The sequence below is a fragment of the Pseudomonas sp. SWRI81 genome (assembly GCF_014268545.1).
GTDB classification, from domain to species: Bacteria; Pseudomonadota; Gammaproteobacteria; order Pseudomonadales; family Pseudomonadaceae; genus Aquipseudomonas; species Aquipseudomonas hamedanensis.
The window spans coordinates 1-25,959 of record NZ_JABWQS010000032.1; the positions used below are offsets into that span (position 1 = coordinate 1).

The window sequence follows — 25,959 nt, forward strand, 5'->3', positions numbered from 1 at the left end:
GGCTCGCTCCCACATTTTGAAATGCATTCCAAGTGTGGGAGCGAGCCTGCTCGCGAAGGCGTCGGTTCGCTCAGCGAGGCAGAGGGATCAGACGACTTCCAGTCGAATCTTGTGCTGGCTCAACAACTGCGCCAACGCCGGAACAGGTTGCTGATCGGTGACCAGGCAATCGATCAGGCTGATCGGCCCCAGTCGGATCATCGCGTTACGGCCGAACTTGCTCGAATCCGCCGCCAGAATCACTTGGCGCGCATTGGCGATGATCGCTTGGCTCACCCGCACTTCCTGATAATCGAAGTCGAGCAGGCTGCCGTCCTCATCGATCCCGCTGATGCCGACCAGGGCGAAATCAACTTTGAACTGATTGATGAAATCGACACTGGCCTGGCCGACAACACCGCCGTCACGGCGCACGTTGCCACCGGTCAGCAGCACGTCGAAGTCATCCTTGGCGCTGAGCATCGAGGCGACATGCAGGTTGTTGGTGATGATTTTCAGGTGGCTGTGATTGAGCAGGGCGCGGGCGATCGATTCGGTGGTGGTGCCGATGTTGATGAACAGCGAGGCGTGATCGGGGATCTGCGCGGCGATGGCTTCGCCGATGCGTTGCTTTTCATCGCGCATCTGGTCGGCGCGCATCGCATAGGCGGTGTTTTCGACGCTGGAATCATAGGCGGCGCCACCGTGGTAACGGCGCAGCAGATTGGCTTCGGCGAGCTGATTGATGTCGCGGCGAATGGTTTGCGGGGTGACTACGAACAGCGTGGCCATTTCCTCGATGCTCACATAGCCGCGTTCGCGGACCAGCTCGAGGATTTGTTGCTGACGGGGAGGCAGATTCATGGGGCTTCCTTTGGGCTGCCGTGCAAAATTTGCCCATGATGACGCAGGAATCCACTCCCGACCAGTTTCCAAACAACGTGAAAGCTACTTCGTGCTGGGCGCCTTCGGCGTTACGCAACCAATCCTGCGTTAAAAACAGGCTCGGACTGCTCATTTACAAACCCGTAAACTCCACGTCCTCGCCTGTTTTTGCCTTGTCTTGCCTTCGCTCGCTACGCTTTCACGCTGTTTGGGCAGTCTCTGTAACTCAAGCCTGGCTTATTCAGCGTCCTCACGCGCCCAGTCACGGGTGCGGCTGACGGCTTTTTTCCAGCCTTTGTAGAGTTTCTCTTTCTCGACTTCGTCCAGGCTCGGTTCGAACTCGCGCTCGATCACCGCTTTGCCGCGCAGTTCTTCCAGGCTGCCCCAGAAACCGCAGGCCAGACCAGCCAGGTACGCGGCGCCGAGTGCGGTGGTTTCGCGCATTTGCGGGCGTTCGACCTGGGTGCCGAGGATGTCAGCCTGGAACTGCATGAGGAAGTTGTTGGCGACCGCGCCGCCGTCCACGCGCAGGGCCTTGAGGCGTTCGCCGGAGTCCTGTTGCATAGCGTCGAGCACATCACGGGTCTGGTAGGCGATCGATTCCAGCGCAGCGCGGATGATGTGGTCGACGCGCACGCCGCGGGTCAGGCCGAACAGCGCGCCACGAGCATACGGGTCCCAGTACGGTGCGCCCAGACCCGTGAACGCCGGCACCAGGTACACACCGTTGCTGTCCTTGACCTTGTTGGCGAAGTACTCGGTGTCGTGGGCGTCATTGATGATCTTCAGTTCATCGCGCAGCCACTGCACGGTCGAACCACCGTTGAACACCGCACCTTCCAATGCATACGCCACTTCGCCACGCGGACCGCAGGCGATGGTGGTGAGCATGCCGTGCTGCGATTTCACTGCCTTGTCGCCGGTGTTCATCAGCAGGAAGCAGCCAGTGCCATAGGTGTTTTTCGCCTGACCCGGCTCGACGCACATCTGGCCGAACAGCGCCGCTTGCTGGTCGCCGGCGATACCGCCGATGGCGATGCCGCTCTTGGTGCGCCCGTATATTTCCGAGGAGGCTTTGACCTCCGGGAGCATTTCGCGAGGAATGTCGAGGATCTCCAGCATCTTCGAATCCCATTCCAGCGAATGGATGTTGAAGAGCATGGTGCGCGAGGCGTTGGTGTAGTCGGTGACGTGTACCTTGCCGCCGGTAAATTTCCAGATCAGCCAGCTGTCGACGGTGCCGAACAACAGTTCGCCGTTGCGCGCGCGTTCGCGGCTGCCTTCGACGTTGTCGAGGATCCACTTCAGCTTGGTGCCGGAGAAGTACGGGTCGGTGACCAGACCGGTAGTGTCGCGGATGTAGTCCTCGTGGCCATCGCGCTTGAGCTGCTGGCAGATCTCGGTGCTGCGGCGGCACTGCCAGACGATGGCGTTGTACACCGGGCGACCGGTGGTTTTGTCCCACACTACGGTGGTTTCGCGCTGGTTGGTGATACCGATGGCAGCGACCTGATCATGATGCAGGCCGGCCTGAGCCAGTGCTTCGACCATCACTGCGCTCTGGGTGGCGAAGATTTCCATCGGGTCGTGTTCGACCCAGCCAGCCTGCGGGTAATGCTGGACGAACTCGCGCTGCGCGGTGCAGACCACATTCGCATCGCGGTCGAAAATGATCGCGCGGGAGCTGGTCGTACCCTGGTCGAGGGCAATGATGTAGTTCTTGTTCTGAATGTCGGTCATGTCGATTGCCTTGGACGAAATAAGGGAGAGTGGGCCGGGGCGCAGGCTCTGTCGGGCAGGAGCCGGCGCCGACTGTTTCAAGAAGTTCTTGGTTTGCCGTCAATGGCCGGTTCTGCATCCTTTGTAGCAGGTGTGGCGCCGGTCAGGTGGCGGGCGATCAGCCCGCGATACCCGGCAGCGCCGAGGCAGGCACCGACAATCGGTGCAAAAATCGGAATCAGGAAGTACGGAATATCGCGGCCGCCAGTGAAGGAAATTTCACCCCAACCGGTAAAGAAAGTCATCAGTTTCGGACCGAAGTCACGGGCCGGGTTCATCGCGAAACCGGTCAGCGGGCCCATCGAACTGCCGATCACGGCAATCAGCAAACCGATCAGCAGCGGCGCCATCGGGCCTCGCGGCAGACCGTTGTTGTCATCGGTCAGGGCCATGATCACGCCCATCAGGATCGCGGTGATGATCATCTCGACCAGGAATGCCTGAGCCGTCGAGAGCACCGGATTGGGGTAGGTCGAAAACACCGAGGCCAGTTCCAGGCTGGCGGCCGAGCCTCGAACCATTTGGTGAGTCTGTTCGAAATCGAAGAACAGATTGCTGTACAGCGTGTACACCAACAGCGCGCCGCAGAAGGCGCCGGCGATTTGCGAAAGAATGTAGAACGGCAGTTTGCGCTTTTCAAAGTCAGCGAAGATTGCCAGGGCGATGCTCACGGCAGGGTTCAGATGCGCGCCGGAAACCCCGGCGGTGAGGTAGATCGCCATGCTCACGCCGACGCCCCAGATGATGCTGATTTCCCACAGCCCGAAGCTCGCGCCCGCGACTTTGAGCGCGGCGACACAACCAGTGCCGAAGAAGATCAGTAATGCAGTCCCCAGAAACTCGGCCATGCATTGGCCCGAAAGCGATGGTTGCGGTAAAGCAGTTGTCATTGAAAACCTCGGTTTTTGTTGTTGTCTGGCGTCTTGCCGTCAGGGCAGGGCGCGATTTTCACCGGGTTGGAATCCCCATTCGTTTCCCGGTTTACTGCTGGGTGCTGCGATGTCGCTGATTCTTGCATTATTCAGATTCGAAAAAATATAGACAAGAAACAAACCTGTCAAAGGTCGAAAGTGAACTACCGGTCACAATAAAACTATTCGCTGGGTGAATGATCAGCGCAGAGGCGCGCCCGAATATGTCTACAGGCCACGGCAATCGCGGCCGGAGATAGAGCCTTTTGCCAAGTGATGCCCTAGAATCGACCGCAGGTTTTTCTCTGATTGCCGGACCCGGAGCTGACATGACCCCAGCGTTGGACTTGTTGAAAAAAGTTCGTGCCGAACATCGCGTGCACAGTTACGAACATGATCCGAAGGCCGCGTCCTACGGGCTCGAAGCCGCGGAGAAACTGGCACTTGCGCCGGCCCAGGTGTTCAAGACCCTGCTGGCTTCCAGTGAAAAAGGTGAATTGCTGGTGGCGGTGGTGCCGGTCGTCGGAACGCTCGACCTCAAAGGGCTGGCGAATGCCGCCGGAGTGAAAAAAGCCGAAATGGCCGATCCGGCTGCGGCGCAGCGTTCCACCGGTTATCTGTTGGGCGGTATCAGTCCGCTGGGGCAGAAGAAACGCCTGCGCACCTTCATCGATACCTCGGCCCAGGCGTTTGCGACTATTTATGTCAGCGCCGGTCGACGTGGACTGGAAGTCGAACTGGCGCCTGCGATACTTGCGCAACACACCCAGGCGACATTTGCCGACATCGGCCGCGCATAGCCTCGCGCTGTATGCAGAAAATTTGCCGGTTCTGTCACTGGCGCTGAGGTCGCAGTCGCTGCAAGCTTGCGCCAACTCACTCAGGGAGAAAGTCATGCAGCTTGCGTTTCATCAGGTCGACGCGTTCAGCGATCGGCCGTTCAGCGGCAATCCGGCGATGGTTTATCGGCTCGAGGCATGGCTGGCGGATGAGTTGATGCAGAAGATCGCCGCCGAACACAACCTCGCGGAAACGGCGTTTCTGGTGCGTGAGGGCCAAGCCTGGCATATCCGCTGGTTCACCCCGACCACTGAAGTACCGTTGTGTGGGCACGCCACGTTGGCCAGCGCATTTGTGCTGTTCGAAATCTATAAGGAAAGCGCCGAGCGCATCGACTTCACCTGCAAGTCTGGCCCGTTGAGTGTCAGCCGCGAAGGCGATCGGCTGTGGCTGGATTTTCCGACGATCGTGCCTTCGGAAATCGGCGTGACGCTGGACGTCGAGCGGGCGCTCGGCGTGGAGGCGGTTGACGTACTCGGTTCCAACGAATTGTTCGTGGTGCTGGACTCGGAGCAGGCCGTGCTCGACTGCAAGCCGGACATGGCGGCGCTGGCGAAACTGCCGTGGCTGGGCGCGATCGTCACCGCCCGCGGGAATCAGCACGACTTCGTCTCGCGCTACTTCGCCCCGGCCATCGGCATCGATGAAGACCCGGTGACCGGGTCGACCCACTGCAGTCTCATTCCGTATTGGGCCAAACGGCTGGGCAAGTCGAACCTGACCGCATGCCAGCGCTCGGCGCGGGGCGGGGAGTTATTCTGTCGGCTGGAGGGTGAGCGGGTGAAGATTGGCGGGAATGCGACGCTGGTGGCCAGCGGCACCCTTCACCTGAGCTAACCGCCATCTCTTTGTAGGAGTGAGCCTGCTCGCGATAGCGGTTTATCGGTCAACATCTTCGGCAACTGATAGACCGCTATCGCGAGCAGGCTCACTCCTACAGGGGTATGGTGTTTGATCAGAGGCTGGTGCTGAACCGGCGCACGCCGTTCTCAACCACCGGAATCTGCGCCGCGGTGCTGCCGGAGGCCTGGAACAGCACCAGATGATCAGCCGCTACACGAATCCCCACCTCAGCCCCGACCAGATGATCGGCATGGCTCGGGAAGATCGACTCCAGCTGTGCCCCGGTCGGCAATTGCAAGCGATACAGCGTTGCCGCACCAAGGAACGTCTTGCCGACAATCTGCGCTTTCAAGGCACTGTCCGGTGCATAAACGATGTCATCCGGACGCAACAGCACATCCACCGCACCACCAATCGGCCAGGTGTAAGCGCGATTGCCGCGCAGTTCACCCAGTTCGGTCTGCACCGATTCCGGGCTGGCGAGCTGGCCGCGAATGAAATAACCCTGGCCGATGAAACTGGCGACATAAGGCGTAGCCGGTTCGTGGTAGAGGTTGTACGGCGTGTCCCATTGCTCCAGCCGACCTTCCTTGAACACGCCAACGTGATCACTGACGGCGAAGGCTTCTTCCTGATCGTGGGTGACGAGGATCGCACTGGTGCCGCGGGACTTGAGAATGTCGCGCACTTCATGGCTGAGCTTGCGCCGCAGTTCGCCATCGAGGTTGGAGAACGGCTCGTCGAGCAGCAGCAGTTGCGGTTCTGGCGCCAGAGCACGGGCGAGGGCGACGCGTTGTTGCTGGCCGCCGGACAATTCGTGCGGGAAACGTTTGCCAAGGTTTTTCAGGTTGACCAGTTCGAGCAGCTCTTCGGTGACGCGGGTCTTGTCGGGATGCTTGCGAATACCGAAGGCTATGTTGTCCGCGACACTCAGGTGCGGGAACAGCGCGTAGTCCTGAAACACCATGCCGATGCGGCGCTTCTCCGGTGCCAGGGTGAACCCGGCGCTGGACAGCGTCTCGCCGCCGAGGGTGATCTCACCTTCGTGCACCGGTTCGAAACCGGCGATGGCGCGCAGGGTGGTGGTTTTGCCGCAGCCGGACGAACCGAGCAGGCAACCGATGTCCCCGGCGTTGAGGTGCAGATTGAGGTTCTGCACCACACGTTGATCTTGATAGCCGCAAGCGAGGTTGCGCAGGTTCAGCAGTAATTCATGGCTCATGCGTGGTGATATGCCGGTTCGACGAGGAACTCAAGCAGGGCCTTCTGTGCGTGGAGACGGTTTTCTGCCTGATCCCAGGCGACGGAGCGTGGGTCATCGAGCAGGTCGAGGCTGATTTCTTCGCCGCGGTGCGCCGGCAGGCAATGCATGAACAGCACGTCCTCGGCAGCGAGGTCGAGCAGCGCACGATTGACCTGGAACGGGGCAAACAGCTTGAGGCGTTTGGCAGTTTCCTCTTCCTGGCCCATCGAAGTCCAGACATCGGTGCTAACCAGATGCGCGCCGCGCACCGCGTCTTGCGGGTCACGGACGATGCTCACGCGATCGCCGGCCCTGGCGATGAACTCGGGGTTGGGCTCGTAGCCTTCAGGACAGGCTACGCGTAATTGGAAGTCGAACTGGATCGCCGCTTCTATATAGCTGTTGCACATGTTGTTGCCGTCACCGATCCAGGCCACGGTCTTGCCCTGAATCGAGCCACGGTGCTCAAGGAAGGTCTGCATGTCGGCCAGCAACTGGCACGGGTGCAGGTCGTCGGACAGGCCGTTGATCACCGGCACGCGCGAGTTGGCCGCGAATTCGGTCAGGGTGCTGTGGGCGAAGGTGCGGATCATCACCGCATCGAGCATGCTCGACATGACGATGGCACAGTCGCTGATCGGCTCGCCACGGCCCAGTTGGGTGTCGCGCGGGGACAGGAAGATCGCCTGGCCGCCGAGCTGGATCATGCCGGCCTCGAAGGAGATCCGGGTACGGGTCGAGGATTTCTCGAAGATCATCCCCAGCACGCGGTTTTTCAGAGGCTCGAACAGTACGCCGCGGTTACGCAGGTCCTTGAGCTCAACGCCTCGACGGATCACGCTGACCAGCTCTTCGGGCGTGCAATCCATCAGGGAGAGAAAGTGCCTTGCGCTCATCATTGACTACCTTTTTGCTACAAACCGCAGATGCTCAAAGCCTTGTTTAACGGAACAACGGGCGAGACCTGCGGCGTAAGCCGCACGGGGCGACGAAATAGGGGGAGGCGCGATATTGACACTAAATGTCGCGTTACGCCAATAGGCTACGGTGTTTGCAGGATTCGCAGGGCGCAGTGCCGTGGCACTTGCGCAAATGAAGCCGGACTCAGTAAAGCAGCGAGCCTCTTTGTACACTGGCCCCGCCGGGCTTGGCAATGCGCCGCGGCGGCGACGGTGTGGCCTTGGTCGGTTTACGGCCACGGCGCCGTGTATTCGCTTGGTCGGATGTTCAGATTGAAACATTTGCTAAAGCAAAGTGCTGGGTTATAAATGACTTTCGAGCGACGCAGGAAGCCTCCGCATGGAATCGAAAGAACAACTGTTAATGGAACTGCTGGGCCACACGGCTCGCTCTCTGACCCATCTCACCGCGTCGGTCACCTCGATGTCGTTCGAGTTGCTGCGCAGTGAAGATGAAGTGGTCAAGTCGGCCGGGCGACACATGATCGACCGCATGGCGACGATCAGCGCCGGGCTTGATGAGCATTGGCGGTTGATCGGCGAACTCACCGGCGTACACGTCGCCCACGAGCAGATTGAAACCATTCAGGAAATCCAGCTGGCCGCGCCACCCCAGTTGCCGCCCAACTGATCGCGCCGGTTTATCGGTGCACCTGATAGCCGTCGATTCACAAGACGAACGTCGCTGGCGCGGGATCCGCGCACGGGCCATAGTTTTGTTCCCGCGGGTGCGATTGCCCGCCCAGAACAAGACAGAGACTGGCCATGACCAAGACTCTTCATCACCGTGCGTGCCACCTGTGCGAAGCCATTTGCGGGCTGACCATCGAAACCACAGAAACCGATGGCAACGTCGCGATCACCTCGATCAAGGGCGATGCCCTCGACACCTTCAGCCGTGGCCACATCTGCCCAAAGGCCGTGGCCCTGCAAGACATCCAGAATGATCCGGACCGCCTGCGCCAGCCCATGCGCCGGGTCGGCAGCGAGTGGTTGCCAATCGAATGGGACGAAGCGTTTGCGCTGGTGGCAGAAAAACTGGCGGCGATTCAAGAGCGGCATGGACAAAACGCGGTGGCGGTCTATCAGGGCAACCCGAGCGTGCACAACTATGGGCTGATGACCCACAGCAACTATTTCCTTGGCCTGTTGAAGACGCGCAATCGTTACTCGGCGACTTCGGTCGATCAATTGCCGCACCACTTAAGCAGCTATTTGATGTACGGCCATGGCCTGTTGCTGCCGATTCCGGACATCGACCACACCGATTTCATGCTGATCCTCGGCGGCAATCCTCTGGCTTCCAACGGCAGCATCATGACCGTGCCGGATGTCGAAAAGCGCCTCAAGGCGATTCAGGCGCGCGGCGGCAAAGTGGTAGTGGTCGATCCGCGACGTAGTGAAACTGCAGCGATGGCTGATCAGCATGTGTTTGTTCGCCCCGGTGGCGATGCAGCGCTACTGTTCGGGATGCTCAACACGCTGTTCAGCGAAGGGCTGGCCCGCGACAGTCACTTGCCGGTCGATGGGCTGGACGATGTGCGCAGCGCCGTGGCGTCATTCACCGCTGAGGCCATGAGTCCGCTGTGCGCGGTGCCTGCCGAGCAGATCCGCCAACTGGCCCGGGATTTCGCTGCCGCGCCGACGGCCGTCTGCTACGGACGCATGGGCGTCTCGACCCAAGCCTTCGGCACCCTGTGTCATTGGCTTGTGCAGTTGATCAACCTGGTCACCGGCAACCTCGATCGTGTTGGCGGCGCCCTGTGCACAGAGCCAGCGGTGGATCTGGTGGCCTCGACCTCGGGCGGGCATTTCAACAAGTGGCAAAGCCGTGTATCGGGGCGGCCAGAGTACGGCGGCGAGTTGCCGGTGTCGGCGCTGGCCGAAGAAATGCTCACCGCCGGCGACGGGCAGATTCGTGCGCTGGTCACTGTAGCCGGCAATCCGGTGCTGTCGACGCCCAACGGTCGGCAACTGGAGCAGGCGCTGGATGGCCTCGACTTCATGGTCAGCATCGATCTGTACATCAACGAAACCACGCGTCATGCCGATCTGATCCTGCCGTCGACCTCGGCGCTGGAAAACGATCACTACGACACCACGTTCAATCTGTTCGCGGTGCGCAATGTCACGCGTTTCAATCGTGCGATCCTTGCCAAACCCGAAGGCGCGCTGCACGACTGGGAAATCTTCGTCGGGCTGGCCAAGGCGTTTGCCGAGCGGACCGGCAAGGAACTGAAGCCAACAATGCCGCCGGCGAAGATGATCGACATGGGTCTGCGCATGGGCCGCTACGGCGATGCGTCCGAACAGAAACTGTCGTTGGCGACGCTGTTCGATCATCCGCACGGCATCGACCTTGGCGCGCTGAAACCGAATCTGGCCACACGCCTGAAAACGCCGAATCAGCGTGTTCAGGCTGCACCGCCGGAAATCCTCGCCGACCTCGCACGCTTTGCAGCATTGCAGGCGCCGGCAGCCGATGAGCTGTTGATGATCGGTCGCCGCCATGTGCGCAGCAACAATTCCTGGATGCACAACTTTCACCGGTTGGTGAAGGGCAAGCCGCGTCATCAGTTGCTGATGCACCCGGATGATCTGGCCAGCCGGGGGCTTGCCGATGGGCAGCGCGTTCGGGTGAGCTCGCGGGTCGGGCAGATTGAAGTGGAGGTGCTCGCCAGTCTCGACATGATGAAAGGCGTGGTCAGCTTGCCGCACGGTTGGGGCCATGCACGGCCAGGCGTGCAGATGGCGATCGCCAGCAGTCAGCCGGGGTCGAGTGCCAATGACCTGACCGATGAATGCCAGCTCGACGAACTGTCGGGCAACGCTGCATTGAACGGCGTGCCGGTGACGGTGGCGGCGGCTTGAGGATGTCTGTCGGGGAGACCGAGCAGGGCGCTCGGGATTCCGTTACAATGCGCCACCGTGCCGACCCATGAGTCGGAAAGTTCAGCCGAGGTGCTCCATGGATATCATCGAAACGATTAAAGAGCAGATTGCCAACAACACCATTCTGCTTTACATGAAAGGCTCGCCGAATGCCCCGCAATGCGGCTTCTCCGCGAAAGCTGCACAGGCTGTGATGGCCTGTGGCGAAAAGTTCGCTTACGTGGACATCCTGCAGAACCCGGAAATCCGCGCCAACCTGCCAAAGTACGCCAACTGGCCGACTTTCCCGCAACTGTGGGTCGGCGGTGAACTGATCGGCGGCAGCGACATCATGACCGAGATGGCTGCTGACGGTTCGCTGCAAAGCACCATCAAGGCAGCTGTCGAAGCGGCTGCGACGAACAAGTCCGAAGCCTGATTCGCCTCCCTGTAGGAGTGAGCCTGCTCGCGATAGCGTTCTGTCAGTTAGTAAAGTATTGACTGACACACCGCTATCGCGAGCAGGCTCACTCCTACAGGGGGTGTGGTGTTGCTTGAACTGCACCAGCCAATAAAAAGCCCCGCTCCTCGAAAGAGGGCGGGGCTTTTTAGTGTCTCGGATCTGGCGAATGTCAGATCATTCTTCGCCCATCTGCGACTGCAGGTAGTTTTCCAGGCCAATCTTGTCGATCAGGCCCAGTTGGGTTTCCAGCCAGTCGATGTGTTCTTCCTCGGACTCGAGAATGTCCTCAAGCAGTTCACGGCTACCAAAGTCGCCGACGGATTCGCAATGTGCGATCGCCACTTTCAGATCAGCGTGGCCGGTCTTCTCGATACGCAGGTCGCACTCGAGCATTTCGCGGGTGTGCTCGCCGATATGCAGCTTGCCCAGATCCTGCACGTTCGGCAGGCCTTCGAGGAAAAGGATGCGCTTGATCAGCTTGTCCGCGTGCTTCATCTCGTCGATGGATTCTTTGTACTCATGCTTGCCGAGCTTGTTCAGGCCCCAATCTTCATACATGCGTGCATGCAGAAAGTATTGATTGATCGCGACCAGCTCATTGGCAAGGATCTTGTTGAGATGCTGGATGACTGTAATGTCGCCTTTCATGATCGGAGTCCTGCCCTGTAATAACCGTATATAGAGCAGAGTTTGAGCTTCGTGTTTATAAGTGTCAAACCTAAGTTATTGAATAATAAATGAAAATTAATCGGAATAAGAATGTTTGTGTTCCGCGTCTAGCGTCTAAGCAATTGATTTTCAGGCATAAAAAAACCGGACATAAGTCCGGTTCTTGGAAAATGGGGGATTTACGCGGCAGTAAATTCTACCGGGTAGGGGATCGCGGCCTGGGCGGTTTGCAGCTTGGTGAGGGTTTCGCGCACCACTTCCTTGGCAAGGCAGGCGCATTTGCCACACTGGCTGGCGACGCCGGTGGCCTGGCGAACTTCTTTGTAGCTGCAGCAACCTTCATAGATCGCTTCGCGAATCTGTCCGTCGGTGACGCCAGTGCAGAGGCAAACATACATAAGTAAGAACCGTCGCTGGTTGTGACTCAATTGCGATGGATCTTAATGTTAACGAGAATGATTGTCAAAGTGCTTTCTGAAAGCTTCCCGGCTTGATGGGCCTGTGGCTGACGAACGGTATCGATCGCCATTCGCCCGGTCGCTTGAAAGCCGGTTGATCGGTCCGACAGGGAAAATCCGTTAAGGACAGGCCAAAAACGCAGTGTATGATGGTCGTCCCTTGCGAAGAGGGTTCGTGTCACAGGGCTGTCGCCTGAGGGTGACAGGCTGGCCCGGACCCTGAACTTCAAGTCTTTACACCAGGAGATATCAATGAGCGTACTCGTAGGCAAACAAGCCCCTGACTTCACCGTCCCGGCCGTACTCGGCAATGGCGAGATCGTTGACAGCTTCACCCTGTCGTCGGCCATCAAAGGCAAATACGGCCTGGTGTTCTTCTACCCGCTGGACTTCACCTTCGTCTGCCCGTCCGAGCTGATCGCTCTGGACAACCGCATGGAAGACTTCAAGGCACGCAACGTTGAAGTGATCGCCGTGTCGATCGACTCGCACTTCACCCACAACGCCTGGCGCAACACCCCAGTGAACAATGGTGGCATCGGCCAGGTGAAATACACCATGGCTGCCGACATGAAGCACGACATCGCCAAGGCGTACGACGTTGAATCCGAAGGCGGCGTAGCGTTCCGTGGCGCATTCCTGATCGACGACAAAGGCGTGGTTCGCTCGCAGATCATCAACGACCTGCCACTGGGCCGTAACATGGAAGAGCTGATCCGTCTGGTCGATGCGCTGCAATTCCACGAAGAGCACGGCGAAGTCTGCCCTGCCAACTGGAAAAAAGGCGACAAAGGCATGGACGCTTCGCCAGAAGGCGTTGCCAAGTACCTGACCGAGAACGCTGCCGGCCTGTAAGGCGCAACGTCGAGGCACAAAAAAACCGGCCCATGTAGCCGGTTTTTTTATGCGCGCAATTTGCTCGCCGAGGATCAATCGTCGAAATCTTCCCAGCCGCCCATCTGCTTCCAGCGGTTGACGATGCCGCAGAACAGCTCAGCGGTTTTCTCGGTGTCGTAACGCGCCGAGTGCGCCTCACGACCGTCAAAATCGATGCCGGCGGCCTGACAGGCTTTCGCCAGCACGGTTTGCCCATAGGCCAGACCGGCGAGCGTCGCGGTATCGAAACTGGAAAACGGGTGGAACGGGTTGCGTTTCATGTCCAGCCGCGCAACCGCCGCGTTAAGGAAGCCCAGGTCGAAGCTGCTGTTGTGCCCGACCAGAATCGCACGCTTGCAGCCGTTGGCCTTCAACGCCTTGCGAATGCCGCGGAAAATATCGGTCAGCGCGGTTTCTTCACTGACGGCCATGCGCAGCGGGTGATCAAGCTTGATGCCGGTAAACTCCAGAGCCGCCGCTTCAACGTTGGCGCCTTCGAATGGCTCGACACGGAAGAAATAGGTGTGGTCTGGATAAACGAAACCCTTTTCATCCATGGCGACGGTGGTTGCGGCAATTTCCAGCAAGGCATCGGTGGCCGCGTTGAAACCACCGGTTTCTACGTCGACAACCACCGGCAGGTAGCCACGAAAACGTGCTGCCATGGGATGACGCGGGCCGCCGCCACTCTGACCGTCCAGTTCGTCGTCGAAATGGTCTTCACTCACGCGTGTTCCTCCAGCAGGCGCCAGCGCAGTTTTTCACCGGCGCGCAGCGGGATAACGGTCAACTCGCCAAACGGCAGGCTGGTCGGGGCGGTCCATTCGTCACGAACCAGGGTGATGCGATCGGTGTTCGTCGGCAGGCCGTAAAAGCGCGGGCCGTTGAGACTGGCGAAGGCTTCGAGCTTGTCCAGCGCATTGCGCTGTTCGAACGCTTCGGCATACAACTCGATGGCAGCATAGGCGGTGTAGCAGCCGGCGCAGCCGCAAGCGGCTTCCTTGGCGTGCTGCGCGTGCGGTGCCGAGTCGGTGCCGAGGAAAAACTTTGCGCTGCCGCTGGTGGCGGCGTCGAGCAGGGCTTCCTGGTGCGTATTGCGCTTGAGAATCGGCAGGCAGTAGAAGTGCGGCCGAATTCCGCCTACCAGCATGTGGTTGCGGTTGTAGAGCAGATGATGTGCGGTGATGGTCGCGCCGACATTGGCCGATGCCTCGTTGACGAACTGCACGGCGTCGCCAGTGGTGATGTGTTCGAATACCACTTTCAGCGTCGGGAAGCGCTCGACGACACGGCGCATGTGCTCATCGATAAAGATTTTTTCGCGGTCGAAGACGTCGACATCGCCGCGCGTGACTTCGCCGTGGATCAACAGCGGCATGCCGACTTCGGCCATGGCCTCGAGCACCGGAAAGATCTTGTCAATGCTGGTTACACCGGAGTCGGAGTTGGTGGTCGCTCCGGCCGGGTACAGCTTGGCGGCGTGCACGAAGCCGCTGGCCTTGGCCTCGCGGATTTCTTCGGGCTGGGTGCGGTCGGTGAGGTACAGCACCATCAACGGCTCGAACTGACTGCCGGCCGGGCGGGCAGCGAGGATCCGCTGACGGTAGCCGTCGGCTTCAGCGGCGTTGCGCACCGGCGGTACCAGGTTGGGCATGATGATGGCGCGACCGAAGGTGCGCGCAACATCGGCAACGGTATTGGTCAACACGGCACCATCGCGAAGATGAATGTGCCAGTCGTCGGGACGCAGCAGGGTCAGGCGGTCGGACATGAGGGGATTCCAGGCGGGTCAAACTGAGGCGAATGCTACCGGAAAAGACTCTTGCAGGCACTCGCTATCAAGTTTTGCCGACAGTGTCCGATATCCCGAAGGTATGCCGTAAACATTGTGTGAATCGGTGTTTGTGTTTCACAAGCCAATGGAGCCTCCCGTGCGCCAGCGTTATTTAGCCTTGCTCAGTGTGTTTGCCAGCCTTCCCGCGATGGCGCTGACGTACCAGACCCGTCTGGAGAGCATTGAGTGGACGGTCGCCGGCGACAAGTTCGAATGCCGTCTGACCCAGCCGATCACCGATTTCGGCTCGGGCGAATTCGTGCGCAAGGCCGGCGAGCAGGCGATTTTTCGTCTCAACGCTTATAACGCCATGCTCGGCGGCGGATCGGCAACGCTGCTGGCTGCCGCTGCGCCGTGGCAGCCAGGGCGCGGCGACATCAATCTGGGCAGCGTCAGGCTGGGCAGTGGCAACGTACTGTTCAACAGCTCGCAATCGCAGGCCGGTGGCTTGATCAGTGGATTGCTGGATGGTCGCAGTCCGGTAGTGCGCCGCGCGTCTGGCGATGGCCGTGTTTCGGAAGTACGTCTGCTTCCGGTCAAATTCAGCAAAGCGTTCAACGATTACCAGACCTGTGTGGCGAATTTGCTGCCGCAGAATTTTGATCAGATCAAGCAATCGCAGATAGGCTTTCCCGGCGAAGGCGTTGACCTGGACCCGGCCGCCAAGGCCAAGCTGCAAGTCATGCTCGACTACATGAAGGCCGACCCGACGGTCAATCACATCGAACTCGACGGCCATTCCGACAACAGCGGCAATCGGTTGACCAATCGTGAGTTGTCGCGCCGCCGGGCGCTGGCGGTGGTTGATTTCTTCAAGGCCAACGGCATCCAGGAATCACAGATCACCGTGCGCTTCCATGGCGAGCAATACCCCATTGTGCCGAACACCAATAAGGCCAATCGCGCGAAGAACCGTCGGGTCAATGTCAAACTGGCGCGCGTGGCACCGACAACGGCCCCGGTTCCAGCACCGCAAGCGAGCACGCCGGCCAGCACCGCAGCGACTTCCTGACTCGCCGGTCATCGTCGCGCTCTCGAAACATTCTGTCGCTTTGTCGTCTTAAGCTGTCGCGCCTCTGTAAATTATCGCGTTTGAGCGGTAGACTCCCCGGCTTTCCGTAGAACCCCGTGGAGTGATGGCATGGCGGACGTAAACAAGGTCGTTCTGGCGTATTCCGGCGGCCTGGACACTTCGGTGATCCTCAAGTGGCTGCAGGATACTTATAACTGTGAAGTGGTGACCTTCACCGCTGATCTCGGTCAAGGCGAAGAGGTCGAGCCGGCCCGCGCCAAGGCCCAGGCCATGGGCGTCAAAGAAATCTACATCGACGACCTGCGCGAAGAATTCGTGCGTGATTTCGTGTTCCCGATGTTCCGCGCCAACACCGTTTACGAAGGTGAGTACCTGCTGGGTACGTCCATCGCACGTCCGCTGATCGCCAAGCGCCTGATCGAAATCGCCAACGAAACCGGCGCCGACGCCATTTCCCATGGCGCCACCGGCAAGGGCAACGACCAGGTGCGTTTCGAACTGGGTGCCTACGCACTCAAGCCAGGCGTGAAAGTCATTGCGCCGTGGCGCGAGTGGGACCTGCTGTCGCGCGAGAAGCTGATGGACTACGCCGAGAAGCACGCGATACCGATCGAACGCCACGGCAAGAAAAAATCCCCGTACTCGATGGACGCCAACCTGCTGCACATCTCCTATGAAGGCGGCGTGCTGGAAGACACCTGGACCGAGCACGAAGAAGACATGTGGCGCTGGACCGTCTCCCCGGAGAACGCTCCCGACACCCCGCAATACCTGGAACTGACCTACCGCAACGGCGACATCGTGGCGCTGGACGGCGTCGAAATGACCCCAGCCACCGTACTGGCGACGCTGAACAAGATCGGTGGCGAGCATGGCATCGGCCGTCTGGACATCGTCGAAAACCGTTACGTCGGCATGAAGTCCCGTGGCTGCTACGAAACCCCGGGCGGCACGATCATGCTGCGCGCTCACCGCGCCATCGAGTCGATCACTCTGGACCGCGAAGTCGCTCACCTCAAGGATGAGCTGATGCCGAAGTACGCCAGCCTGATCTACACCGGTTACTGGTGGAGCCCGGAGCGTCTGATGCTGCAACAGATGATTGACGCTTCGCAGGTCAACGTGAACGGCGTGGTGCGCCTGAAGCTGTATAAAGGCAACGTCATCGTGACCGGCCGCAAGTCCGACGATTCGCTGTTCGATGCCAACATCGCAACCTTCGAAGAAGACGGCGGTGCTTACAATCAGGCTGACGCAGCGGGCTTCATCAAGCTCAATGCGCTGCGCATGCGCATTGCTGCCAACAAGGGCCGCAAGCTGTTCTGAGTGACTCAGACTGACGCGCAATGAAAAAACGGCCGTGTCGCAAGACAAGGCCGTTTTTTTTACAGAATTCTTGATCGGGCTGCCATGGGGCAGTTTTTTTCAGCGATCGAGCGAGCGAGTAATGCTTCATTCCCGCCCCAGCAAGGTCAGTGTTTGCGACCCCAGGTTATAAATGATGCAGCGGGGTGAGCCTTTCTTCGTGTGCTTGATGTGCCGCATTGCCTGCCGCATCCGCGAAACATCCGACGCCTGACTGGACAGAAACACGATGGCATGGGCGGTTTTCTTGTCGGTGTGTCGAATTTTATCCAGCAGGATGTCCACCTCTCTAAAAACATCAACCTCTCGTGCATCAATGATATGCAGATGTCTGACGGCGGCGGGCAGCCGGATATCGTGATGTAAGACCGGACTGCTGCCGGGAGCGAGGTTTGTCGGTGGATCAAGCGAGTTATGCGTTTCGTATGCTTCCTTGCATTGAGTGTTATCGGTTTTTGCGGGCACGATGCGGCTGGTTACTTTGAGCGCATAGTGCCGGACAGTCGGGAGGCCGGTCGCAGATCCTTTCTTGTCGCGTTCATTGTTATCGATGGCCTTCAAGAAATTCTTGTCATTGCCAAAATCAGAAGGTGAATAGAGCGAGCGGTGGTTGAAGTTCAGAGTGATGAAGAACAGGAGCAGCAAGTAAAAAGGAAAACTGATCAGAAACCAGACATAGATTGCACGGTCATGGTGGTCGAGGAACGGCAGGGATACCGCTGCTGATGTTTCTGATATGAGCGCGAAGATGGCAATGACGGTCATGGGGTTGGTTATTTTGTTTTTAATTCTTAGTGTGGTCATATTGTTTTTTCTTACTCTCGGAAAGTGTATGTTTGGGGTGGCTTGATTGCAGTTTGATGTTTTTTTGGGTGTTTCTATTTATAGCAAAAGAATATAGTTAAGTATCGAACTGTTGTTTCAGGTTTTTATTAAGTTCCGGCTGCACAAGTATTCATGGGAGAGCGGGAGGCGGAGTTTCAGGCTGGCGGGTGGCGGTTCTGCCGCAGGCCAGCGGATGCGATGAGTATTGGCACCACCGCGAGAGGCTGCAAAATCGCGAGCGGAAGTTGTTACGAATTGCAAGCGGAAGTATTCCTTCGGTGCGAAGCGGGTACTGTCCGATAAACAAAGCGAATTTTTGTGGGAATTATCCTCAATCGGTGTAGGGAATGTCTCGCGATGTAAGCGCGTGTCAGACTTGGCATGCCATGGGGCAAGTGACTGGGATATTGTGCGTGTTCTAAAAAATCGAACCGCGAAAACTGGACCTGCCCATGAATAAAGTGCTGATCGTGGATGACCACCCCGTCATTCGGCTTGCAGTGCGTATGCTGATGGAACGGCATGGCTACGAAGTCATTGCAGAAACTGACAATGGTGTCGATGCCTTGCAGATTGCTCGCGAACAAATGCCGGATATTGTCATTCTGGATATTGGAATACCGAAACTTGATGGCCTGGAAGTTATTGCGCGTCTGACGTCCACCGCCATGCCTATTAAAGTCCTGGTTCTGACCTCGCAGGCGCCGGGACATTTTTCGATGCGCTGCATGCAATCAGGCGCGGCGGGATACGTCTGTAAACAGCAGGATCTGACTGAACTGCTCAGTGCCATCAAGGCCGTTCTCTCTGGCTACAGTTATTTTCCCAATCAGGCGCTGCATACCGTGCGTACCAGCCTGGGCAATGCCAGTGAAGCCGACATGGTCGATCGTCTTTCCGGACGGGAGATGATGGTGTTGCAACAGTTGGCGCGGGGTAAAACCAACAAGGAAATCGCCGACGGCATGTTTTTGAGTAACAAGACGGTGAGTACCTACAAAACCCGCTTGTTATTGAAGCTCAACGCCCGCTCGCTGGTTGATCTGATCGAACTTGCACAACGCAACGGACTTGTTTGAGTACGCGCATAGCTGACAGGGTCATGGGCCGATCGCATTCAGCTAGTCGCAGAAAATAAAAAGCCTCCGGGTCGGGAGGCTTTTAAAACTCAGAGGTCAAAATCGTAATCGGCCAATTGCCGTTGCAATCGGCGCTCCTCCAGCAGGTTATCGATGGTGCGACGTTTGCTCAGGTTGGTTTTCGCCACCTCGACCGCTACAGGTTCCACTTCGTCGGCTTCTACGGCGATAAAATCTTCGTCTACATCCAATTGTTCTTTGTCGGTACTCATCGGTTAACTCCCGGCTAAGACTGCCTTTGGCGCCCCTTATATCGACAATACTGCGGCGGGTAAAAAAGATTTTTTCAATCGATGGGTGCAAAAACCCGATAACGCTCAATCGTCCGAGGTTTTGGCTTTGTATTCGCACAGATCCTCGATGCGGCAGCTGCCACACCGCGGTTTGCGCGCCAGACAGACGTAACGACCGTGCAGGATCAGCCAGTGGTGTGAATCGAGCAGGAATTCTTTGGGTACAAACTTCATCAGTTTCTTTTCCACCTCGACCACATTCTTGCCCGGTGCAATGCCGGTGCGATTGCTGACGCGGAAAATGTGCGTGTCGACCGCCATGGTCAACTGGCGAAACGCGGTGTTGAGCACCACATTGGCGGTCTTGCGTCCTACGCCGGGCAGGGCTTCAAGTTCTTCGCGGGACTGCGGGACTTCACTGTTGTGGCGCTCAACCAGCAAACGGCAGGTTTCAATGACGTTTTTTGCTTTGCTGTTATACAGGCCAATGGTCTTGATGTACTCGGACAAGCCTTCGACACCCAAGGCGTAGATCGCCGCGGGGGTATTGGCCACCGGGAACAGTTTTGCAGTGGCCTTGTTGACGCCCACGTCGGTTGATTGCGCCGAAAGAATCACCGCGATCAACAGTTCGAAAGGCGATGAATAGGCCAGTTCGGTCTTCGGTTCGGGATTGTCTTCGTGCAGGCGGCGAAAGATCTCGAGACGTTTTGCGGCATTCATAGATGATGCGTTTCCTTGGTAACAGAGTGCGGGCGAGTCATCGCCTGACGGGCCGCCAACAACAGCCCCAACACTATAAAGGCGCCGGGAACCAGCGTGAACAGATGCAGCCCCTCGCTGAATACAACCAGGCCATGCCAGTGTTCAAACAAGCCCTGACCCAGACTGCCGCGTCCGATGACTTCACGCAGCCCGGCAAGCAGCAGCATCAGGCTGGCGAACAGACCGCAGCGTCTGCAGCGCACGGCCAGCGGATAGCGAAAGAAACCGCTGTGTTCCAGCACCACGCATTGCCAGGCGATCAACCCCGCATAGAGGGCAGAAGTCTGATACCAGGGCAGAAACCAGCGCTGCGCAATGATCTCGGCACAGCTGGTGATTGTGGCTGCGAGTACCACGCTTGCCAGCACTGCGCTTGCCAGCGTCAGGCGCGACCGCAAGGCAGACATGCACACGCCATAGCCGATGAGCACCGCAAAGAATAACAGGGTGGTCCCGAACGCCGCGCCCAGAGAGCCGGTAGCGCCGAGCAACGGCACCAGCATCAACGCGCTTGCCGAGGTTGCCGCTGAGTTCATGTGCCGTTCTCCAGCAACGCCGACCGATGCGCGTCGAAGTAACGCAGCGCATCACGGATGGCCTCAAGGGTAGCGTGGGAAGTGATGGTCGCCCCGGCCATCTGATCGAACTGTCCCTGATCTTTTTTCAGCGCCCAGCCTGCGTCCGGGGGGGCAGTGAGCGATTTGCCGGTAAACATCTGTAGCCAGGCATTCGGCCAGTCACCGACGGGACCACCGAGGCCCGGTGTTTCGGTGTGCTTGAGCGTCTTGACACCCATCAGCCTGCCGGTGGAATCGATAGCGACCAGCAATTCAAGCGGGCCCGCGTAGCCTTGGGTCTGACTGCGTAGCAGTACTGCGACCGGCAGCCCGGCCTTGCTTGCGCGATAGCCGCCAGTCAGTTTGCTGTGCAGCAAGTTACTGTCGGGCAGCGTCAGCGGTTGTTCCAGCGGTTGATTGTCATAGCGCTCGGCGGGCAGCACATCGAGCAGCTTGCGGCTGTCGATCAGACGCTGTTCGGCGGCAATCTGCGGCGCGCTGCTGCGCTGTAACAGGTACGTCACGCTCATTCCGACGATAGCCAGTAAAACCACCGTCAGGACATTTTTCGTACGGCTCATGGGGCAACCTGCGTTTGCCGCTTGGCGGCAAACCGCTCCAGCGTCGGAACACACAAATTCATCAGCAGCACCGCAAACGCGACACCGTCAGGATAGCCGCCCCATGTACGGATCAAGTAGGTCAGCAGGCCGACGCCGACACCGAACAGCAGGCGGGCAAGGGCACTTTTGGCACCGGACACCGGTTCGGTAATGATGAAAAAGGCGCCGAGCATGGTGGCGCCGCTCAGCAGATGGAACAGCGGCGAGCCATTTGAATCCGACCCGGAGCCGTTCCAGCACAACAGACTGATCAGCGTCAGGCTGGCAAGCATGCCCAGCGGCGCGTGCCAGCCGAACACTCGGCGCTGGAGCAAAAACAGACCACCGGCAAGAAACGCCAGATTCACCGACTCCACCCCGCGCCCGGCGAAATGACCGAACGCGGGATGTCCGGCGAACAGCTCGTCCATGGTCAGGCTTTTGTTGATGCGCAAAGCGTCCAGCACGGTCGCCTGCACCCAGGCGTCTGGCGCCTGAGACGAAGCGAACACCTGTTGCAGGGCGCTGAACAGATCCATGCCCTGGGCGGGCCACTGGGTCATTGGCTGCGGGAACAATACAATCGCCAAAGCGAAACCGAGCATCGCCGGGTTGAACGGGTTCTTCCCGAGGCCGCCGTACAGGTGTTTGCCGAACAACAAGCCGGCAGCCATCGCCGTCACGGTCAGCCACCAAGGGCAATAAGGTGGCAACGCGGCGCCCAGCAATGTTGCGCTGACCAACGCGCTGCCATCGCTCAGCGTGGCCCGCATGGCCTGACCGCGCAGCTTTGTCACCGCCGCCTCGACGAACAACCCGGTGGTGACGCACAGGGCCAGGTTAATCAATGCCCCCCAGCCATACACCCATAACAAGACCAACAATCCAGGAACGACGGCGAGCAGCACTCGTTTCATCGCCTGCGGCAGGCGATCATCCGTGGACTCAAGGGGCAGCATGGTCTTGCACCAGACGTTCGGCGTTCCGTAGCGCTTGTTCCAGCGTGGCGATCTGTTCCGGTGGCGCTTCTGCTGCCTGGGCTTTTTTAAGTTCGGCGCGGCGCATGGCCAGTTGAATCTTCGCTCGCTTCAGCTCCGCGTTTGCCGCCGGGGCTGGGGTTGCTGCCGGAGCCGGCACAGCCGCGCGTTCGAGTGCAACCAGTGCCTGTTCGGCCGCTTCGAACTGTTGTTGCAGCACGATCAGTTGCGACTGTTGTTCGAATGTCGGCGGGTGGCCGAACGCTTTCAGCGACTTGTGCAGTTGCGCACGGCTCATCGCCACGTCGATTTTGGCTTTTTTCAACGCCGCGTCTGCGTTTGCGGTTTTTTGCGCTCGCACCCGCTCCAGTGCCGCCTGCACGGGATCCGCCGTCGAGACTGGCGGCTGGACTACGCGTCTGGCCCGGGCTTCGCGCTCAGCCTGCTTTTGCTGTTCCTCGCGTTGCAGGCGCGCGTTGCGCCGCTCGAAGCGCTGGCGGGCATGATCGCGTTTGGCATTTCGTGCGCGTTGCTCGTCGAGGCTGAAGGCCAGGCCCCCGGTGACCGGCAATGCTGTGGGTGGCAAAGGGCGCATTTCGATGCAATCGACGGGGCAGGGCGCCACACACAAGTCGCAGCCGGTGCACTCATCAATCAATACGGTGTGCATCAGTTTTGCTGCGCCGACGATGGCGTCGATCGGGCAAGCCTGAATGCACTTGGTGCAGCCGATGCATTCGGCTTCGCGGATATATGCTACTTGCGGTGGCGCCGCGCCGCGACTGACGTCGAGTTCCAGCACCGGCACTTTCAACAACTCGGCCAGGGCCGCGATGGTTTCGTCACCCCCCGGAGGGCACTTGTTGATCGGTTCGCCATCGGCGATGCCTTGCGCGTACGGTTTGCATCCCGGGTGGCCGCATTTGCCGCACTGGGTCTGCGGCAAAAGGGCGTCGATGCGCTGAATCAGACTCATGTTTTGATCAGTCCACTGAATCCGAGAAAAATCACTGCGATCAGTCCGGCCCCGATCAGATCGATCGGCAGGCCGCGAAAGGGCAGGGGGATATCGTTGTCGGCGCTGCGTTCGCGTAAATCGTTGAACAGGCCAAGCACCAGCCAGAAGCCGAGTCCGGCACCGAGGCTCAGTGCTGTCGCGTGCAGCAGGCCTTTATCGATTTGGGCATTGATCAGTGCCAGCCCAAGCACACCGGCATTGCCCAGCAACAGCGGCCATAGCCCATCGAATGGCAGGTTTGGCAGCCAACGCGCCAGCCGCTTCACCAGCGGCGCAATCAGTACCACGCTTAACGGCAGGAACACGAACAGGCGCAAGGCTTGCAGTTGCAGTGGCACGAGCAGCCAATGCCAGACCGCGTAACCGATGACACCGACAATCACCATCAGACACAGCGTCGCCAGCCCCAACGCATGCACCTGGCGACGACTGCTCGCCAACAGCGGGTCGACGCCCAGCGGCCAGTGCAACACCAGGTTGTTGAGCAGCGCAGCACTGATAAGCGTAAGCACAAGTTCGGTCATGGTTCTGCCGGCAAACGGGCGGGTGTCTCGTAAGGTTAGGCATTATCCGGGCGCCAGGGTGGCCGGGCCAGATATGAAAAATCCCACCGGCATGCGGGGCACGCCGGTGGGATCGATTTACCGCAAGGTCTTACTTGATGCGTTGACCCGGCTTGGCGCCGCTGTCCGGGCTCAGCAGGTAGATTTCTTCACCGCCAGGGCCTGCCGCCATCACCATGCCTTCGGAAATGCCGAACTTCATTTTCCGTGGCTTGAGGTTGGCGATCATCATGGTCAGGCGACCGTCGAGTTTCGACGGATCCGGATAAGCGCTCTTGATTCCGGAGAACACGTTGCGTTGCTCGTCACCGATATCCAGGGTCAGACGCAGCAGCTTGTCGGCGCCCTCAACGTGTTCGGCCTTGACGATCAGCGCCACGCGCAGGTCGATGGCGGCGAATGCGTCGAAGTCGATCTCCGGCGACAGCGGATCCTTGGCCAGCTCGCCGTTGCCTGCAGGTGCGGCGGCGCCGGTGTCAGTCTGGCTGGCGGTCAGGTCTTCTTTCGAGGCGTCGGTCATGGCTTGTACTTTTACCGGGTCGATGCGGGTCATCAACGGTTTGAATTCGTTGAGCTGATGGTTGGCCAGCAAGGTGGTGTGGTCGTTCCACGTCAGCGGTGCGACGTTGAGGAACGCCTCGGCATCGGCGGCCAGCAGCGGCAGTACCGGTTTGAGGAAAATCACCAACTGGCGGAACAGGTTGATGCCGGTGGCGCAGATCGCCTGGACTTTATCCTGTTTGCCTTCCTGCTTGTTCAGCGACCACGGTGCCTTGTCGGCGATCCACGCATTGGCGCGGTCGGCCAGGGCCATGGTTTCGCGCATGGCACGGGCGAAATCGCGGGCTTCATAAGCGTCGGCAATGCCGGGCGCGGCGGCGAGGAAGGCCTCGGTCAGCTCCGGCGCGGCATTGTTGTCGACCAGCAGCCCGGCGTTGCCCTTGTGGATAAAGCCGGCGCAGCGGCTGGCGATGTTGACCACTTTGCCGACCAGGTCGGAGTTGACCTTCTGCACGAAGTCTTCGAGGTTCAGGTCCAGATCGTCGACGCCACGGCCGAGCTTGGCCGCGTAGTAGTAGCGCAGGTATTCCGGCGACAGGTGATCCAGATAAGTCCGGGCCTTGATGAAGGTACCGCGCGACTTTGACATCTTCTGGCCGTTGACGGTCAGGTAGCCGTGCACGTTGATTGCGGTCGGCTTGCGGAAGCCCGCGCCTTCAAGCATGGCTGGCCAGAACAGCGCGTGGAAGTTGACGATGTCCTTGCCGATGAAATGGTACAGCTCGGCGGTCGAGTCCTTGCCCCAGAACGCGTCGAAGTCCAGCTCCGGCGTGCGATCACAGAGGTTCTTGAAGCTGGCCATGTAACCGATCGGCGCGTCCAGCCACACGTAGAAATACTTGCCCGGCTCGCCCGGAATCTCGAAACCGAAGTACGGCGCGTCGCGAGAAATGTCCCACTGTTGCAGGCCGGCATCCAGCCATTCCGACAGCTTGTTGGCGACAGCGTCTTGCAGGGTGCCGCTGCGAGTCCAGGCCTGCAGCATTTCCTGGAAGTCCGGCAGCTTGAAGAAGAAGTGCTGGGAGTCTTTGAGCACCGGGGTGGCGCCGGAGATCGCCGACTTCGGATCCTTCAGGTCGGTCGGTGCGTAGGTTGCACCGCATTTTTCGCAATTGTCGCCGTACTGGTCTTCGGTGCCACATTTCGGGCAGGTGCCCTTGATGAAGCGATCGGCCAGAAACATTTTCTTTTCCGGGTCGAAATACTGGGTGATCGAGCGCTGGGCGATGTGCCCGGCGTCACGCAGCTTGAGGTAGATCTGGCTCGACAGCTCACGGTTTTCTTCGGCGTGAGTGGAGTGGAAGTTGTCGAAATCGACCAGGAAGTCGGCAAAGTCGGCGCTGTGTTCAGCCTGCACGTTGGCGATCAGTTGTTCCGGGGTGATGCCTTCCTTTTCCGCACGCAGCATGATCGCCGAACCGTGGGCGTCGTCGGCGCAGACGTAAATGCATTGGTTGCCGCGATGCTTCTGGAAGCGCACCCACATATCGGTCTGGATGTATTCCAGCATGTGGCCAAGGTGGATCGAACCGTTGGCGTAGGGCAGGGCGCTGGTGACGAGGATCTTGCGTGGCTCGGACATGGGGCTTCGCTACTTGATGAAACGGAGGTCGGCCACTATAAAGCGCCGGCGCATATTTTTCACCCCTGCGCCGCTGGGACTTGTGGCGAGGGGATTTATCCCCGCTGGGTGGCAAAGCCGCCCCAAAAC

General features: G+C 59.1%; 27 protein-coding genes. 9 read left to right on the forward strand and 18 right to left on the reverse strand.

Features of this window, described 5'->3' with window-relative positions:
• Window positions 1-87: 87 nt before the first annotated feature.
• The 3 genes from HU765_RS18785 to HU765_RS18795 all read right to left on the reverse strand — a co-directional run bounded on the left by HU765_RS18785 (window position 88) and on the right by HU765_RS18795 (window position 3,533).
• Entirely contained in the window at window positions 88-843 is a 756-nt protein-coding gene (locus HU765_RS18785) for a DeoR/GlpR family transcriptional regulator (RefSeq protein ID WP_007953179.1), read from the reverse strand.
• A 258-nt stretch (window positions 844-1,101) separates the two neighbouring features.
• Complete coding sequence (gene glpK, locus HU765_RS18790; RefSeq protein WP_186622233.1) at window positions 1,102-2,604, reverse strand: glycerol kinase GlpK; 1,503 nt, start codon at window positions 2,602-2,604, stop codon at window positions 1,102-1,104.
• A gap of 77 nt (window positions 2,605-2,681) precedes the next feature.
• A complete protein-coding gene (locus HU765_RS18795) occupies window positions 2,682-3,533 on the reverse strand; it encodes an MIP/aquaporin family protein (protein ID WP_186622234.1) in 852 nt (283 codons plus the stop codon).
• 350 nt (window positions 3,534-3,883) lie between these two features.
• Between HU765_RS18795 and ybaK the strand changes: the two genes are divergently transcribed.
• Together ybaK and HU765_RS18805 are read left to right on the forward strand one after the other, a co-directional pair.
• Entirely contained in the window at window positions 3,884-4,354 is a 471-nt protein-coding gene (ybaK, locus tag HU765_RS18800; protein WP_186622235.1) for a Cys-tRNA(Pro) deacylase, read from the forward strand.
• 94 nt (window positions 4,355-4,448) lie between these two features.
• Window positions 4,449-5,231: a PhzF family phenazine biosynthesis protein gene (locus HU765_RS18805; RefSeq protein WP_186622236.1), complete on the forward strand. Its 783-nt coding sequence runs from the start codon at window positions 4,449-4,451 to the stop codon at window positions 5,229-5,231.
• Window positions 5,232-5,349: 118 nt separating this feature from the next.
• Here the strand turns inward: HU765_RS18805 and HU765_RS18810 are convergent, their stop codons facing one another.
• Together HU765_RS18810 and argF are read right to left on the reverse strand one after the other, a co-directional pair.
• Entirely contained in the window at window positions 5,350-6,459 is a 1,110-nt protein-coding gene (locus tag HU765_RS18810; protein ID WP_186550018.1) for an ABC transporter ATP-binding protein, read from the reverse strand.
• The gene (gene argF / locus HU765_RS18815; RefSeq protein ID WP_186622238.1) at window positions 6,456-7,376 is read right to left on the reverse strand and encodes an ornithine carbamoyltransferase; all 921 of its coding nucleotides are present in this window, start codon (window positions 7,374-7,376) and stop codon (window positions 6,456-6,458) included. The genes HU765_RS18810 and argF overlap by 4 nt, the downstream gene beginning before the upstream one ends.
• Before the next feature lie 403 nt (window positions 7,377-7,779).
• On the opposite strand from argF, the gene HU765_RS18820 reads away from it, so the two are divergent.
• From HU765_RS18820 to grxD, 3 genes are all read left to right on the forward strand, one after another.
• Window positions 7,780-8,070: a hypothetical protein gene (locus tag HU765_RS18820; RefSeq protein WP_186550022.1), complete on the forward strand. Its 291-nt coding sequence runs from the start codon at window positions 7,780-7,782 to the stop codon at window positions 8,068-8,070.
• A 134-nt stretch (window positions 8,071-8,204) separates the two neighbouring features.
• Window positions 8,205-10,310, forward strand: coding sequence for a molybdopterin oxidoreductase family protein (locus HU765_RS18825; protein ID WP_186622240.1), 2,106 nt, complete (start codon window positions 8,205-8,207; stop codon window positions 10,308-10,310).
• A gap of 97 nt (window positions 10,311-10,407) precedes the next feature.
• Window positions 10,408-10,749, forward strand: a complete 342-nt coding sequence (gene grxD / locus HU765_RS18830) for a Grx4 family monothiol glutaredoxin (RefSeq protein WP_186550026.1) — start codon at window positions 10,408-10,410, stop codon at window positions 10,747-10,749.
• 198 nt (window positions 10,750-10,947) lie between these two features.
• On the opposite strand, the gene bfr is transcribed toward grxD, so the two are convergent.
• Both bfr and HU765_RS18840 read right to left on the reverse strand, forming a co-directional pair.
• On the reverse strand, window positions 10,948-11,421 hold the full coding sequence (gene bfr, locus HU765_RS18835; RefSeq protein ID WP_186550028.1) for a bacterioferritin: 474 nt from the start codon (window positions 11,419-11,421) through the stop codon (window positions 10,948-10,950).
• 200 nt (window positions 11,422-11,621) lie between these two features.
• On the reverse strand, window positions 11,622-11,840 hold the full coding sequence (locus tag HU765_RS18840) for a bacterioferritin-associated ferredoxin (protein ID WP_003227725.1): 219 nt from the start codon (window positions 11,838-11,840) through the stop codon (window positions 11,622-11,624).
• A 312-nt stretch (window positions 11,841-12,152) separates the two neighbouring features.
• Here HU765_RS18840 and HU765_RS18845 point away from each other — a divergent pair, with 312 nt between their 5' ends.
• A complete protein-coding gene (locus HU765_RS18845; RefSeq protein WP_186550030.1) occupies window positions 12,153-12,755 on the forward strand; it encodes a peroxiredoxin in 603 nt (200 codons plus the stop codon).
• A 74-nt stretch (window positions 12,756-12,829) separates the two neighbouring features.
• Here HU765_RS18845 and rnt read toward each other — a convergent pair whose 3' ends face one another.
• Together rnt and pyrC are read right to left on the reverse strand one after the other, a co-directional pair.
• Complete coding sequence (rnt, locus tag HU765_RS18850; RefSeq protein WP_186550032.1) at window positions 12,830-13,504, reverse strand: ribonuclease T; 675 nt, start codon at window positions 13,502-13,504, stop codon at window positions 12,830-12,832.
• Window positions 13,501-14,547, reverse strand: coding sequence for a dihydroorotase (gene pyrC, locus HU765_RS18855; protein ID WP_186622242.1), 1,047 nt, complete (start codon window positions 14,545-14,547; stop codon window positions 13,501-13,503). The genes rnt and pyrC overlap by 4 nt, the downstream gene beginning before the upstream one ends.
• Before the next feature lie 160 nt (window positions 14,548-14,707).
• Here pyrC and HU765_RS18860 point away from each other — a divergent pair, with 160 nt between their 5' ends.
• Both HU765_RS18860 and HU765_RS18865 read left to right on the forward strand, forming a co-directional pair.
• On the forward strand, window positions 14,708-15,622 hold the full coding sequence (locus HU765_RS18860; RefSeq protein ID WP_186622244.1) for an OmpA family protein: 915 nt from the start codon (window positions 14,708-14,710) through the stop codon (window positions 15,620-15,622).
• 129 nt (window positions 15,623-15,751) lie between these two features.
• The gene (locus tag HU765_RS18865; RefSeq protein WP_186622245.1) at window positions 15,752-16,969 is read left to right on the forward strand and encodes an argininosuccinate synthase; all 1,218 of its coding nucleotides are present in this window, start codon (window positions 15,752-15,754) and stop codon (window positions 16,967-16,969) included.
• A gap of 126 nt (window positions 16,970-17,095) precedes the next feature.
• On the opposite strand, the gene HU765_RS18870 is transcribed toward HU765_RS18865, so the two are convergent.
• Window positions 17,096-17,812 (reverse strand): hypothetical protein, encoded by a 717-nt coding sequence (locus tag HU765_RS18870; protein WP_186622246.1) that lies wholly within the window; start codon window positions 17,810-17,812, stop codon window positions 17,096-17,098.
• Between the two features lie 473 nt (window positions 17,813-18,285).
• Here HU765_RS18870 and HU765_RS18875 point away from each other — a divergent pair, with 473 nt between their 5' ends.
• Window positions 18,286-18,912, forward strand: a complete 627-nt coding sequence (locus tag HU765_RS18875) for a response regulator transcription factor (RefSeq protein WP_186550040.1) — start codon at window positions 18,286-18,288, stop codon at window positions 18,910-18,912.
• A gap of 89 nt (window positions 18,913-19,001) precedes the next feature.
• On the opposite strand, the gene HU765_RS18880 is transcribed toward HU765_RS18875, so the two are convergent.
• The 8 genes from HU765_RS18880 to metG all read right to left on the reverse strand — a co-directional run bounded on the left by HU765_RS18880 (window position 19,002) and on the right by metG (window position 25,830).
• Window positions 19,002-19,184, reverse strand: a complete 183-nt coding sequence (locus HU765_RS18880) for a hypothetical protein (protein ID WP_186622247.1) — start codon at window positions 19,182-19,184, stop codon at window positions 19,002-19,004.
• A 105-nt stretch (window positions 19,185-19,289) separates the two neighbouring features.
• Window positions 19,290-19,928 carry an endonuclease III gene (gene nth / locus HU765_RS18885; protein WP_186622248.1) on the reverse strand — a complete coding sequence of 213 codons (639 nt, stop codon included), beginning with the start codon at window positions 19,926-19,928 and terminating at the stop codon, window positions 19,290-19,292.
• The gene (locus HU765_RS18890) at window positions 19,925-20,506 is read right to left on the reverse strand and encodes an Rnf-Nqr domain containing protein (RefSeq protein ID WP_186622249.1); all 582 of its coding nucleotides are present in this window, start codon (window positions 20,504-20,506) and stop codon (window positions 19,925-19,927) included. Before HU765_RS18890 ends, nth begins: the two co-directional genes overlap by 4 nt.
• Window positions 20,503-21,108: an RnfABCDGE type electron transport complex subunit G gene (locus HU765_RS18895; protein ID WP_186622250.1), complete on the reverse strand. Its 606-nt coding sequence runs from the start codon at window positions 21,106-21,108 to the stop codon at window positions 20,503-20,505. The genes HU765_RS18890 and HU765_RS18895 overlap by 4 nt, the downstream gene beginning before the upstream one ends.
• The gene (locus tag HU765_RS18900; protein WP_186622251.1) at window positions 21,105-22,088 is read right to left on the reverse strand and encodes an RnfABCDGE type electron transport complex subunit D; all 984 of its coding nucleotides are present in this window, start codon (window positions 22,086-22,088) and stop codon (window positions 21,105-21,107) included. The genes HU765_RS18895 and HU765_RS18900 overlap by 4 nt, the downstream gene beginning before the upstream one ends.
• A complete protein-coding gene (rsxB, locus tag HU765_RS18905) occupies window positions 22,075-23,082 on the reverse strand; it encodes an electron transport complex subunit RsxB (RefSeq protein ID WP_186622252.1) in 1,008 nt (335 codons plus the stop codon). The genes HU765_RS18900 and rsxB overlap by 14 nt, the downstream gene beginning before the upstream one ends.
• Complete coding sequence (locus tag HU765_RS18910) at window positions 23,079-23,648, reverse strand: Rnf-Nqr domain containing protein (protein ID WP_186622254.1); 570 nt, start codon at window positions 23,646-23,648, stop codon at window positions 23,079-23,081. Before HU765_RS18910 ends, rsxB begins: the two co-directional genes overlap by 4 nt.
• 130 nt (window positions 23,649-23,778) lie before the next feature.
• Window positions 23,779-25,830, reverse strand: a complete 2,052-nt coding sequence (gene metG / locus HU765_RS18915; RefSeq protein ID WP_186622263.1) for a methionine--tRNA ligase — start codon at window positions 25,828-25,830, stop codon at window positions 23,779-23,781.
• Window positions 25,831-25,959: the final 129 nt, after the last annotated feature.